The organism is Streptomyces inhibens (genome assembly GCF_003389455.1).
Classification (GTDB): Bacteria; Actinomycetota; Actinomycetes; order Streptomycetales; family Streptomycetaceae; genus Streptomyces; species Streptomyces inhibens.
The window spans coordinates 1-10,736 of sequence record NZ_QUAC01000167.1 but is presented as its reverse complement, the minus strand read 5'-3'; the positions used below and the strand labels follow the sequence as shown (position 1 = coordinate 10,736).

Below are 10,736 nucleotides of genomic sequence, written 5' to 3'. Positions count from 1 at the left end.
GCGTCCCTGGGCCTGATCGTCAGTGACGGGTTAGTGGCAGTTCGAGCCCGGCCTGCAGGGGCCGCACTTGGCGTAGTCGGCCTCCCAGTGGGGCAAGGCCGAACAGGCGGCCGCCGAGCTCCTGTCGGCCGCGCGCGTCTCGCCGAGCGAGGTACGCGACCGGCCCGCGATCCGCACCATCGTCACCGAGCTGCAGTCCAAGCATCCCCGAGCAGCGGGCGTGCGCGAACTGGCGTCGGCTGCGAGCGTAAGCGCCTGATGGCTTCGTTCACTTCCACGGGCAGCGTTTGTTGATGAGTTCGAGCAGCAACTGTCGATCAAGGTGTGCGGATTTGTTCACGAGATTTGGTTCGGGCTCAGATTGTGTGGGCCTGTCACTGTGAGTTGTCGGCGTACGGGTTCCGATGCAGAGCCAGGTACGCCAGACGTACACAGGTCAGGACGCCTAGCGCGCCGACCCGGCAGCACGCTTCCGCTACTCACGCTGAGTTATCGGTAGAGTCCGGCCGCACTCGGATCGCGGCAGATCCGGATGCCTGATCAAGGCGCATCGGCTTCCAGCCGGCCACTGGCCGCAGAGCAGTCGGTCACGTGCGGGGTCGGCTGGTGATGCCGTCCACGACGGTGGTCAGGTTGTGGTTGAAGGTTTCCTCGGCATTGAGGTGGGCGCCGTCGATGACGAGCCGGGCGACGGTGGGGTACCTGCCGGTTTTCAACATGCGGGTGAGGTAGGGGCCGAGGCTGGCCTGAAAGGCGGCTTCATCGGTGCCGGTGGAACGGGCGGTGCGTCGCTCGGTGACCTCTCTGCGGACCGCTCCGATGATGAAGGCGTTGAGGGCGCCCAAAGCCCGCTGGAGATCGTCGATGCCGCGCACGCCGGGGGCCTGGCTCAGCGCCGCCGCGGTCGCTTCGCCCACGGCGAGCGCGTGAGGTCCCAAGTGTGGCCTTCCGCCGAGCAGGTCGGAAAACCACTCATGATCAAGGGCGGCATCGCGGGTCGCGTGGGCGATGGCCAGTACCGTGGCGCGCCACGCGGAGTGCTGGCCGGCCTCGGCGATCCGGGCATAGACGACGTCGACCATCAGATCGAGCAGTTCGGATCTGTTGATCACATAGTCGTAGAGCCGCATCGGGCCGACACCGAGTTCTTTGGCGATCTTGCGGACCGACAGCCCGTCGAGGCCGTGCGCGTCGGCAAGCCGGATCGCCGTAGCGGCGATCTTCTCGCGGCTCAACGGCACCGGCGCCGCCCGCGGCTGAGGTTCGGGCCGTTCCCAAACGGGCAACGTTTCGCTACCGTACGGTGTATCCATGAAGACAGTGTACGGTAACGAGGTAAGAATGCGCATTGCGATCGCTGGTGGCGGCCTTGGCGGGCTGACGTTGGCACGGATCCTGCATCAGCACGGCGTCGATGCGGTGGTGTACGAGCGCGAGGCAAGCCGATCCGCGCGGCCGCAGGGCGGCGCGCTCGACCTGCACCCGGAGTCCGGGCAACAGGCCCTGGCCGAGGCGGGTCTCGCCGGCCGGTTCCGGTCGGAGGCGCGGCCCGAGGGCGAGGAACATCGCATCGTCGACCCGACCGGACGGACCCTGGTACACCATGAGCCGCAACCTGGCTCATTCTCCGGACGTCCCGAGATTGACCGGAGCGCACTGCGTGATCTTCTGCTCGATTCCCTCCCCGGCGACACGGTTGTCTGGCGGCACCGGCTTGTCGCGGCGACCCCGCGACCTGACGGGGGCTGGGAACTGACGTTCCATGGTGGCCACCGAACCGGCTGCGACATCCTCATCGGCGCGGACGGCGCGCGCTCAGTCGTCCGGTCGCTGCTGACCGACGTCCAACTGTCCTATGTGGCCACCCTCGTAGAGCTGAACATCGAAGACGTCGACCGGCGCCATCCCGATCTCGCCGAGCTGGTCGGCCCCGGGAACCTGTGGTGCGTCGGCGTAAACCAGATCCTGGCAGCGCAACGCCTCGGCGACGGCAGCCTACGTGTCGGGATCTCGCTGCGCGCAGACGATCGCCCCATCGACACATACCGCAGTAAGCACGCTCTGCTGGACATGTTCGGTGGCTGGGACCCGCGCCTCACCGCACTCATCGAGGCCGGCGACAGCGCGCCGACGCCGCGCCCGATCGAAGCGATGCCCATCGGTACGCGCTGGGCCAGCCGGCCGGGCATCACCCTCATCGGCGACGCCGCGCACCTCATGCCGCCGGCCGGCGAGGGCGCCAACCAGGCCATGCTCGACGCCGCCGAACTCGCCGGCCGACTCGCCGCCAACCCCGCCGACCCGGACTCGGCAATCCGGACGTACGAGGAGGCAATGTTCACCAGGACTCACCCGATCGCCGAAATGTCCGCACGAGTCCAGGCGATGATGCTATCCCCAACCGCAGCGCAAGACATCATCCGCTTCTTCACGGCCCGGCCCGCCGAACCGGCACCCGCAGACTGAGAACGCGCTGTGCAGTCGATCGAGGCCGAACGCGCGAACCTCCTCTACAGACACCCGCAACTTTTCAGATCGCCGCCCGGATCAGGCGGCCCCGACCCTGCAAGATCAGATGTCCGCTCACCGGCAAATCCGGACGCTGTCGCGGCAGCTTGCCGTCACTTCCCGTAGTCGCTNGCAAATCCGGACGCTGTCGCGGCAGCTTGCCGTCACTTCCCGTAGTCGCTGGACTCTTATGGCCGCTCCTGCGCTCCTGTAGATGTCAATCGCTGCTGTGTACTTCCTGGCGTACGCCGCTCTGCACTCTTAGCCGTACGCCGACATGAGTGTTGTGCAGCCCCCCGGGTGCCACGGCATGAGGTGCGTTGCGGTGGCCGCCACACCAGCTTCGGCATCGAAGACCGCGGCACTTCACGTGGTAGCCGGTTGAATTCAGGTGTTGTGGGGGCGACGTTTGTGCACACTGCACGGATGAGTGCCGACACCGCCTGGTCGTTGCAGGAGAAGGCCCTGCGTCATGTTGCGACCATGTCCTCGGGAGGACCGCTCGACCCCCGGCTGCAGCTGACGATGAACTTTCACCCCGACCGCATGGCGGGAAACGACCCGATCCTTCTCAGGATGGCGGCGGACGGCTTTTACCGGTCGCAGTTCGTGACCGGCACCAGCAACGGTGGCCTGACCGCCCACGCGGGTGGGGACCGGTGGCGCTGGGAAAGCCGCATCTTCGGGGGCGCCTACGACCATGCCTCCGCTGACGAACGCCCCGTCTACGGCGCACTGAACTTCCGGCCCGAGCCTGTTGGCGGGGCACCACGGTTCGGCTCCTCGTACTTCAGGCTCGCAGCTGAGACCCTCGCGCGAGCCACGTTCTGCTACCCGGACAGCTCCACCGAACCCTCGGCCTTCGGCGTCGCCGCTCACTTCTCGCTCATCGAGTTGGCCGAGGCTGAGGGACTCGACAGTCTGGATGGCCACATCGAGGCGCAGATCCACGGACCCGTCAGACTCGACCGGGACGTGGAGGCGCTGGTCCTGGATCCCAGTTATCGCGGAACAGCCGTGGAAGCCGCCGCCCGTCAGCTTCCGTGCTTCATCGAGTGGCATCGCGGCTTCCGGCTCAACATGGCTCATCTGCAGCGTCACCCGGACTACCGGGGACAGGAGTACGTCGATCTGGCTGCTGAGATCGCGGTCGACGAATACCTCAATCCCCGGATCATCGGAGATGCCGCCATCACAGGTCGCTACGACCCGCAGGCGCTCAAGAAGGTCTGGCACTGCTTGGCACGTTTCGGTTCGCCACCCCGTGAGGGTTCCGCGCGCACCAGTCTGGTCAGCATGTGCTGTCCGCTGGGATCTGCAAGTTGATGACCTGCGCCACCGAAACGTCGATCAGTAGTGGCTGTATGCGCTGGTCCCCTTGAAGATGTGTCTCATGCAAGGAGTACGCGCTTGCGAAGAAGCGAGAATCCGGCGCGTCCGAACATTTGGCGCTTGAGCATCTTTATCCGGTTGACGTGCCCTTCGACGACGCCCGAGTTCCAGTGCAACGTGAGGCCGGCGATGACGGCGTCGCGGTCGCGGTTGATTCCTGCGGCGAGGGTGTGAAGGTTGGGCAAGTCGTCCTGTCGGACGGCGTCGAGCCACTGCGGGAGCCGTTCGCCCTGGCGCTCGGTGAGCATCTGAGCGAAGGACCGGACGTGGCCGGTGAGGGCATCCAGCTCCGGGCAGTGGACCAGGACCGCCTTGAGCCTGAGCTGGTCGGTCTCGGTGAGAGTCTCGGGCCGTCGGAGAATCCATCCTGAGACCACCCTCGGTGACGGCGGACGTGCAGTGACCGGATCGGGTGAGAGACGCTTCGCTCGGATACAGGCGCGGACGCGCTGGTGGCTGCCGATGTAGCCGAGCGGCACAATCTCCTCCCACAGCGACCAGGCGTTGGTGCAGCCCTGATTTCAGCGGTCATCCAGATAGGGCTGAAACTTGTCGAGCTTGGACGGCCGGCCCTGCCACTGCCCACGGAACAGGTCTTCCGGCGATGCCGCGTCAGCGAAGAGTTTGACGGTGCGGTGGGTCATACGAAGCTGGCGACCGATCGCTCGTCGGCTGTGACCGGAGGCCAACAGGGCATGGACAGTGGCGTGCTTGGCGCGGGTGCGGTCGGCGAATCGATGACCGCTTGGCCAGGGCGATCCGGACGGGCTTTCGGGCTCTGCGGGTTCAGGGGAGCTCTGGGCCTTGGCCGGTTCCGGCACCACGACCTGCAGGCAGCTGCGGTGGTCAGCAACACATCGCTCGGCAGCCTCACTGAGGTTGTGCCAGAGATGCCACCTGTCGGCCACTTGCACCGCCTGAGGCGCCCCGGTGGTGGCGCCTTCCGCGAAGAAGGGAGCGCGATCGCGGCAGATGACCTCGATCCCGGGCCGTTCGGCCAGCCATGCGGCAAGGCTCGACGCCTCCCGGTCGGGCAGCAAGTCCACCGGACGGCAGGTCTCGACATCGACCAACACGGTCCCGTAGACGCAGCCCTTGCGCATGGCGTACTCATCGACACCCACCACCCGCGTGGCCAGCGCATCCGGCTCGGGGAGGGCGTCGACCAGCCGCAGCACCGTACTGCGGCTGACGGACACGCCGAGAACCCGCGCCATGCGGGCACCAGCCCGACCCGCAAGCGCGAGACCGACCTCGGTCAGCATCGACCGCAGGCGCTCGGTCCACCAGCCGTATCGCCGGGTCAACCCCGGCACCTGCTCGACGAATGTCCGCCGTTCACACCATGCGTTCTCACAGGTGAACCGGCGAACCTGCAGACAAAGCCGCACCCTCCTGCCCGCGCTGGGAACGTCGGCGGGAAACCGCAGATAGGAGCTGTGAATCCGGCTCGAACTGTCAGCCGCACCAAGCCGGAAGCTGATCATTTTCGGGCAACCTCCGGAAGCCACCACAACGGCCAGACGTCACTCAGCGTGCGGGCTTCACGAAAAGTGAGCCAGAACCCGAGATTTGACGGGGCCGGGGCTGACGAGTCAGCCCCGGCCCCGTCACTGGATCTTCGTCTGGTGACTGCCAGTGCGATCGGGGGGCGCTGTCCTCAGACGTGGAGGTCGGGCGAGAAGCCGGTCCAGCGAAGGTCAGTGGGAAGGTGTCCTGTGTCGTTGTAGAAGAGAACGGAATCGGGTCGGCCGGGCGCGTACCGGATGACGGTCAGCGCGGCGTTGGCGTGGTTGAGGCCCATCCAGCGCCATTTCGGAGCGTCGAGGGCGGCTCGGACGAGCCAGCCGATGAGGAAGTTGTGGGTGACGACGAGTTCGTGGCGAGGCTCGTCACCGTCGACAGGTCCTGTGAACTGCGCGAGAGCTGCCTTGGCCAGCTCAGGCCCGTCTTCGCGTTCGTCGGCCGGGAACTGGGACAGGTGGCCGAGCATGACGTCGGCCGATTCCGACGGCAGCTCTTCTCGCTGCGGCATGTAGGGGATGTAGTCGCCGGCCAGTTCGGACGGCTGCAAGGGAACGCCGTCGAGTTGTTCGCAGATCAACTGGGCAGTCTGCTCGGCTCGCGGGAGCGGGCCGTGGTGGATGGCTTGGAGAGGAGCGTGCTGAAGCCGCTCGCCAAGCAATACGGCCTGGCGGCGGCCGTCGTCCGTCAGCTTGCTCTCGTCCGGTGAAGCTTCACCGTGCCTCGTGAGGTAGAGGTAGCGGGCAGCTGTTCCAGTCATGGGCGAGCCCTCCGTCCGAGTTCATGACCTTGCAAACGTCTGGACGGACGCCGACATGCGCCATGTGGTTCCGCCGTCGACGGACGCATCGTGCAGAGGCATCCGTCGGCGACTCCTACCGTCTCGCCAGCACCCGCGCACGCGCCGAAGAAAACGCAGCAAGCTGACTCACGTCAGGACTACCGAGCGGCGACTTACCGTTCTCACAAGCACCAGGTCACGACGACCAAGAAGCTTGGTCTCGCCCCACCGCGGGTCGGGCGGGACTTCCTGACCTCATACGTTCAAACGCAGTGGGGGTCGTCCGCCGACGAAGGAACTCCTTGATCTCCCGAGCGCACTCGACCGGGCTCGAACTGCCGGTATCGCACTCGACGTCATAGATACCGTGGGCATGGACGCGGTCGAACTGGCGGGCAGCCAAGCCTGCCGGACGATCACCACGCGCCTGCTCCCGACGTTCCAACTCCGGCAAAGGACAACGCACTCCGACGAGGACGACAGCCTGAGGGGCAAACAGAGCCAGGCAGTCGTGGAGGCGCCACGACTCGCTCAAGACGTGGTCCACCACGATGTTGTTGCCTGCTGCAGCCATGCCCGCGACCGCACGGTGAAACCCCATCCAGGTGCGCTTGAGCACGGCATTTAGCTGGTCCGGGGTCATCTCAGGTCCTGATCGCATGGCATGGAACGCGTCCACGGGCATGTGAAAGCACGGCTCGTCAAGGACTCCGACAAGCTCCCTGGCGATGCTCGACTTGCCCGAGCTCGACGTGCCGTTCAAAAAGATGATCAGCCCGCCGGTTGCCTGCTCGGACGCCGGTGAGCTGGCCAGTCCCTCGAACCGAGACGTCGGATTCGTCATCGTACGTGCTCTCGCATCGTTCACAGGCTCCAGACCACTCGATCTTGACGGCACAAACCTACTGGCCGCCGGCCCTACGGCACAACGAACAGTCCTCGCTTCCACGGCAGCAGCACCACCGCCAACATGCCTTCATTTCTCGTGAACAATCACCGGCCCGTCGACCGCCGTCTGCTGCTCAAACCCATAGACAAATGCTGCTGACGAAAGTGAACGAAGTCACCGGGGTGTCCGTCGCGCGGGTACCAGCCTGCGAAGTCCTCATCGCGCCACAGCCCGTCCAGCCGGTCTCTCACCCACATCGCCGTCGTACCGCCCGGGTTGCTCGCCCGTGCGATCTGCGCGGTCAGAGACGGGACTTGCTCACCGGAACGGGGACGGAGCGACAACGGACACCTCGACAACTGCATCGGTCTTCGAAACAGCCCCGAGCATGCCCACTGATCACGCTGGCGCACCGGGAAACTCCAAGATCCCCGACAGAGTCAAGCTGAGTGGGTGCTTTTGAACTCTGGTCGTGAGGTCCAGCTGGCTGGAGGATCCGGGTTGTGGTGTCTGACGGGGTGGGCCGGCGCGGACCGTCGCCCGGCCACGGACAGCCAAAGGCTTCGTTGTTCTGCCGCGACGATGGAAGGTCGAGCGCACGATCGGCCGGCTGATGAACGCCCGCCGAAACGTCCGAGACCACGAGCGTCCACCTCAACACAGCGAAGCCCACCTGAACTGGGCTCTCATCACGGTGATGACCAAGCGCTCGACTCGCAAAGGCCCTCGTACCGACAGTTGGACGATGCGGTCCTGGCCTGACCTGGCACGATGACGGCCATGAATCCCCAGCCGCATCCCCATACAGGAATGTCAGGCCTCCGGCTCGGCTCCGACGAGGCAGCGGCAGACGTCCGTGCGGTCGGCCGACTCATTTCCCCGCGCTATCCGGAAGCGATCGGCGCGGTGCTGGGCGGTTCGGCCGCACGCGGTCAGGCCACTCCCAACAGTGACCTCGACATCACAGTCCTTCTCCCTGATCACGGCATGAGACGTCGTGAGGTGCTTCGTCACGACGACTTCCTGGCCGAGGTCTTCCGCAACAGTCGCTCCGACCTGCGAACTGCCTTCGCGGAAAGCCGCACGACGCGCAGGGCGACCGCTCTCTTCCTCTTCGCTGATTCCCTCGTTCTCCACGACCCCAACGGCCATGTCGAGGCGCTTCGCCAAGAGGCCAAAGCCCTGTTGGCAGCAGGCCCAGATCCCCTGACCGGGCCCGAACGCGACACCCTCCACACCAGCGCCAGTGTCACCGATGCCACCTGCCACGGGGGATCTCGGCAGGTTGAAAAACACCTACTGACCATTCGCGTGGAGCCCTAGTTGGTGGGGCCTTGCTCCGCCTGCTGGGCTACTTGTGCGCGTCGAGGCGGGCTTGCAGGTCTTCGGCCAACCTATCCGCCACGTCTGCGAGCGGGGGGTGATCTTCGGCCACCAATGCAAGGAGCCTGATGGTTGCCTCGGCCTGCCCCGCAGTCGTCAGAGCGAGCAGAGGTCCCTCCTGGTCCAATTTCTGCGCGAGCTTCGCGGCCATCCTGGTGGTGTCGATCGAAGGGACGCGGGTGCCGCCTACCTGGCTGGCCTGGATGACGGTCCCGTGGAGCTGCGCACCGGGCGAAATGTTGTTCGAGACGTTCATGGTGTGCACCCTAGGCCCATGTGATCGAGGGAGCGTACGAGGCCCAGCATCTGGCCGGGAATCTGGCCCGCCGGATCCCGACCGACGACGTGGGACCAAGGCGTCGAGATGGCCTCTCACCACGCGTTCACCGTCGCGACCAAGGTCCAGGTCTACTTCTGCGACCCCAACAAGAACACCAACGGCCTGCTGCGACAGTACTTCCCCAAGGCACCGACCTGTCCCGGCACACCTAGCACGACGACTTGGCGCTGCGATCCCTCGTCGTAGAAGTCGACCGATACCTTCCCGCCGGCTGCTTCCTGGAAGCCCTTGACCCAGTTGGCGGCCGTCTTGCGGGTCTCGCTGTCGCTGCTGTCGCTGGTCGCAAGGGACTGGAGATCGTCCGTGTCGCCGTCGGCGGTGCGCGGTCCGGGCATGGGTTGGGACCTGCACGAGTACCGCCACTCCTCTCTGCCTCACCTCGGCACGGCAGGAGCGAGTCTTCTGATGCTGATGGCGAAGTCGAGGCACAAGAAGCCGGAGAACGTCCGCCGCTACTTCGAACCCTCCCCGGAAGCCATAACGGAGATCACCAGCCTCCTCGCGCCGGGCGACAGCAGGCGCTGATCTTGTTGCCTGCTACGAGGTAGAGCTGTCCCACAGGTCGGTGCTGTGGGCATTGATGAGAGCGCCGATGTGGGTGAGGACGTCGCCGACGGCCTGCGGGTCGAGGCGGCGTCCGTCACGCAGACGCAGGGCGACGTGGTCGTTGGCTGCTTCCTTGGCGCCGATGACGGCTTGGTAGGGCACAAGGCGGCCCTCCCGGATGCGGGCGCCCAGGGTGCCGCGTTCCGGTCCTGCGATCTCGGCCCGAAGCCCAAGGTCGGTGCATCGCCGGGCGAGCCCTATGGCGTTTGACATTTCGGCTTCGGAGATCGGGAGTACCACCAGCTGGGTGGGGGCAAGCCAGGCGGGGAAGGCACCGCCGTGCTGTTCGATGAGGTGGGCGACGGCTCGCTCCACGCTGCCGATGATGCTGCGGTGGACCATGACCGGCCGGTGTTTCGCGCCGTCCGCGCCGATGTAGTGCAGGTTGAACTGCTCGGGCTGGTGGAAGTCGACCTGGACGGTGGACAGGGTGGACTCCCGGCCGGCGCCGTCGGTGACCTGGACGTCGATCTTGGGGCCGTAGAACGCGGCCTCTCCCTCGGCTGCCTCGTAGGGAAGGCCGGAGCGATCGAGGACATCGGTCAGCAGGGCGGTGGACCGCTGCCACATCTCGGGGGCAGAGACGTATTTCCCGCCGGGGCCCGGGAGGGAGAGCCGGTAGCGGGTCGGGGTGATGCCAAGTGCCTGGTACGCCTGACGGATCATCTCCAGGGCGGCCTGTGCTTCCTCGGCAACCTGTTCCAGGGTGCAGAAGATGTGCGCGTCGTTCAGCTGGATGGCCCGCACCCGGGTCAGTCCACCGAGCACGCCCGAGAGTTCGGAGCGGTACATGCCTCCCAGCTCGGCCATGCGCAGGGGCAGCTCACGGTAGCTGTGGGAGCGGGAGCGGTAGATCACCGCATGGTGGGGACACAGACTCGGCCGCAGGACGACCTGCTCACCGCCGACGTCCATCGGGGGGAACATGTCGTCGCTGTAGTGCGACCAGTGACCCGAGATCTCGTACAGCTCCCGCTTGCCGAGCACCGGCGAGTACACGTGCCGGTAGCCCGCCCGCCGCTCGGCGGTGCGAATGTACTCCTCCAGGGTGTGCCGCACGGCCGCGCCGTCGGGCAGCCAGTACGGCAGTCCCGCGCCGATCAGCGGGTTGGTGTCGAACAGGTCCAGCTCGCGGCCGAGCTTGCGGTGGTCATGCATGGCGTCTCCTCGCGGACATCGGGCGAGTGACCGCAAGGCGAAGCCCCGGGGCACTCGCCCCGGGGCTTTTGACTAAGGCCGACCGGCAAATGGATCACTTGAGGCGTCGGGTGGTGGGTCGGCCGTCCCAGCGGTAGCGGCTCGTTGCTCGGCGG

The 10,736-nt window shown here is 66.1% G+C and carries 9 protein-coding genes and 4 pseudogenes; 6 read left to right on the top strand and 7 right to left on the bottom strand.

Going from position 1 to position 10,736, the window contains the following annotated elements:
* Positions 1-587: 587 nt before the first annotated feature.
* Positions 588-1,313 (bottom strand): TetR/AcrR family transcriptional regulator, encoded by a 726-nt coding sequence (locus DY245_RS21225; RefSeq protein WP_128508826.1) that lies wholly within the window; start codon positions 1,311-1,313, stop codon positions 588-590.
* Between DY245_RS21225 and DY245_RS21220 the strand changes: the two genes are divergently transcribed.
* Positions 1,312-2,466, top strand: a complete 1,155-nt coding sequence (locus tag DY245_RS21220; RefSeq protein ID WP_244943176.1) for an FAD-dependent oxidoreductase — start codon at positions 1,312-1,314, stop codon at positions 2,464-2,466. The two genes, DY245_RS21225 and DY245_RS21220, sit on opposite strands and share 2 nt — an antisense overlap.
* 468 nt (positions 2,467-2,934) lie before the next feature.
* Positions 2,935-3,834 carry a DUF3626 domain-containing protein gene (locus DY245_RS21215; protein ID WP_128508825.1) on the top strand — a complete coding sequence of 300 codons (900 nt, stop codon included), beginning with the start codon at positions 2,935-2,937 and terminating at the stop codon, positions 3,832-3,834.
* 65 nt (positions 3,835-3,899) lie between these two features.
* Here DY245_RS21215 and DY245_RS48350 read toward each other — a convergent pair.
* From DY245_RS48350 to DY245_RS21195, 3 genes and pseudogenes are all read right to left on the bottom strand, one after another.
* Positions 3,900-5,345, bottom strand: a pseudogene (locus tag DY245_RS48350) (ISL3 family transposase); the annotation flags it as partial.
* A 215-nt stretch (positions 5,346-5,560) separates the two neighbouring features.
* On the bottom strand, positions 5,561-6,184 hold the full coding sequence (locus tag DY245_RS21200; RefSeq protein WP_128508822.1) for a histidine phosphatase family protein: 624 nt from the start codon (positions 6,182-6,184) through the stop codon (positions 5,561-5,563).
* Between the two features lie 217 nt (positions 6,185-6,401).
* Positions 6,402-7,049, bottom strand: a complete 648-nt coding sequence (locus tag DY245_RS21195) for a chloramphenicol phosphotransferase CPT family protein (RefSeq protein ID WP_128508821.1) — start codon at positions 7,047-7,049, stop codon at positions 6,402-6,404.
* 574 nt (positions 7,050-7,623) lie between these two features.
* Between DY245_RS21195 and DY245_RS46540 the strand changes: the two are divergent.
* Together DY245_RS46540 and DY245_RS44525 are read left to right on the top strand one after the other, a co-directional pair.
* Positions 7,624-7,821, top strand: a pseudogene (locus DY245_RS46540) (IS5-like element IS4811 family transposase); the annotation flags it as partial.
* A gap of 53 nt (positions 7,822-7,874) precedes the next feature.
* Positions 7,875-8,417 carry a nucleotidyltransferase domain-containing protein gene (locus tag DY245_RS44525; protein WP_181923793.1) on the top strand — a complete coding sequence of 181 codons (543 nt, stop codon included), beginning with the start codon at positions 7,875-7,877 and terminating at the stop codon, positions 8,415-8,417.
* A 28-nt stretch (positions 8,418-8,445) separates the two neighbouring features.
* On the opposite strand, the gene DY245_RS21175 is transcribed toward DY245_RS44525, so the two are convergent.
* Positions 8,446-8,733, bottom strand: coding sequence for a hypothetical protein (locus DY245_RS21175; protein WP_128508820.1), 288 nt, complete (start codon positions 8,731-8,733; stop codon positions 8,446-8,448).
* 78 nt (positions 8,734-8,811) lie between these two features.
* Between DY245_RS21175 and DY245_RS21170 the strand changes: the two are divergent.
* A pseudogene (locus tag DY245_RS21170) lies at positions 8,812-8,943 on the top strand (IS30 family transposase); the annotation flags it as partial.
* Here DY245_RS21170 and DY245_RS44520 read toward each other — a convergent pair.
* Positions 8,886-9,152: a hypothetical protein gene (locus tag DY245_RS44520; protein ID WP_181923795.1), complete on the bottom strand. Its 267-nt coding sequence runs from the start codon at positions 9,150-9,152 to the stop codon at positions 8,886-8,888. The pseudogene DY245_RS21170 and the gene DY245_RS44520 sit on opposite strands and share 58 nt — an antisense overlap.
* Between DY245_RS44520 and DY245_RS47885 the strand changes: the two are divergent.
* Positions 9,130-9,342: pseudogene (locus tag DY245_RS47885) on the top strand (site-specific integrase); the annotation flags it as partial. The gene DY245_RS44520 and the pseudogene DY245_RS47885 overlap by 23 nt on opposite strands.
* A gap of 12 nt (positions 9,343-9,354) precedes the next feature.
* Here the strand turns inward: DY245_RS47885 and thrS are convergent.
* Positions 9,355-10,617, bottom strand: a complete 1,263-nt coding sequence (gene thrS, locus DY245_RS21160) for a threonine--tRNA ligase (protein ID WP_128508819.1) — start codon at positions 10,615-10,617, stop codon at positions 9,355-9,357.
* Positions 10,618-10,736: the final 119 nt, after the last annotated feature.

Excerpts from the sequence above, each read along its gene's own strand:
- DY245_RS21220 (WP_244943176.1), top strand. The coding sequence starts at position 1,312 with ATGAAGACAGTGTACGGTAACGAGGTAAGAATGCGCATTGCGATCGCT.
- DY245_RS21225 (WP_128508826.1), bottom strand. The coding sequence starts at position 1,313 with ATGGATACACCGTACGGTAGCGAAACGTTGCCCGTTTGGGAACGGCCC.
- DY245_RS21215 (WP_128508825.1), top strand. The coding sequence starts at position 2,935 with ATGAGTGCCGACACCGCCTGGTCGTTGCAGGAGAAGGCCCTGCGTCAT.
- DY245_RS21200 (WP_128508822.1), bottom strand. The coding sequence starts at position 6,184 with ATGACTGGAACAGCTGCCCGCTACCTCTACCTCACGAGGCACGGTGAA.
- DY245_RS21195 (WP_128508821.1), bottom strand. The coding sequence starts at position 7,049 with ATGACGAATCCGACGTCTCGGTTCGAGGGACTGGCCAGCTCACCGGCG.
- DY245_RS44525 (WP_181923793.1), top strand. The coding sequence starts at position 7,875 with ATGAATCCCCAGCCGCATCCCCATACAGGAATGTCAGGCCTCCGGCTC.
- DY245_RS21175 (WP_128508820.1), bottom strand. The coding sequence starts at position 8,733 with ATGAACGTCTCGAACAACATTTCGCCCGGTGCGCAGCTCCACGGGACC.
- DY245_RS44520 (WP_181923795.1), bottom strand. The coding sequence starts at position 9,152 with ATGCCCGGACCGCGCACCGCCGACGGCGACACGGACGATCTCCAGTCC.